Raw genomic sequence first — 767 nt, 5'->3', positions numbered from 1 at the left:
CTACCACGCGGCCGAGGCCGGTGCCCGGGCCTCACTGCGCGGCGTGCCCGTCACCCGTGGCGCCGTCGCGCTGGCGCCGGAGGAGGACTTCGTCGAGGACGGCCTGGTGACCCTTCCCGAGACCGTGGTGGAGCGTCCGCGGGGATTCGGGGACGGCAAGAGTCTCGGGGAGCACTTCCGCGCCGGCCGTGCCGTGGTGCTCGACCTGTCCACCATGGCCTCCGGCGACGCCCGCCGGATGGTCGACTTCGCCGCCGGCCTGGTCTTCGGACTCGACGGCCGCATGGAGAAGGTCACCGACCGCGAGCGCACCTTCCTCCTGCAGCCTGCGGGGATGGACCTCACCGAGGCCGAGATCCGCGACGCCGTCAACGGCGCGTTCCGTCGCTGACCCGAGGGTGCCCACCCCGCCTGACCGGGTGCCCGCGGCGCGAGATCGACCAGTGCCAGTAGGGTTATCTCGTGCGTGAAATCCTGCTGGTCCTATACATCATCACCCAGGTCTTCTGGTACCTGCTGCTCGCCAGGATCGTCGTGGAGATGATCGCCTCCTTCTCCCGCGGCTGGAATCCCCGTGGGTTCCTGGCGGTGATCCTCGAGTGGCTGTTCACCATCACCGACCCGCCGGTCAAGGCACTGCGCAAGGTGATCAAGCCCGTGCGGATCGGCCAGGTCTCCCTGGATCTGTCGGTCCTGGTGCTCTTCGTGATCATCATCGTGATCCAGCTGGTCCTGCGGATCCTGATGACCAGCGTCGCGTGAGCCGA

General features: G+C 68.3%; 2 protein-coding genes. Both read left to right on the top strand.

Going from position 1 to position 767, the window contains the following annotated elements; genetic code table 11:
* On the top strand, nucleotides 1-391 hold a 391-nt coding region (locus tag G6027_RS16780; protein WP_182638134.1), incomplete at its 5' end, for a cell division protein SepF.
* Nucleotides 392-462: 71 nt separating this feature from the next.
* The gene (locus G6027_RS16775) at nucleotides 463-762 is read left to right on the top strand and encodes a YggT family protein (protein ID WP_182638133.1); all 300 of its coding nucleotides are present in this window, start codon (nucleotides 463-465) and stop codon (nucleotides 760-762) included.
* Nucleotides 763-767: the final 5 nt, after the last annotated feature.

The sequence above is a fragment of the Dietzia sp. SLG310A2-38A2 genome (assembly GCF_014145095.1).
Taxonomy (GTDB): domain Bacteria; phylum Actinomycetota; class Actinomycetes; order Mycobacteriales; family Mycobacteriaceae; genus Dietzia.
Note: the sequence above shows the minus strand (reverse complement) of the source record. Positions and strands in the feature narration are given on the sequence as shown.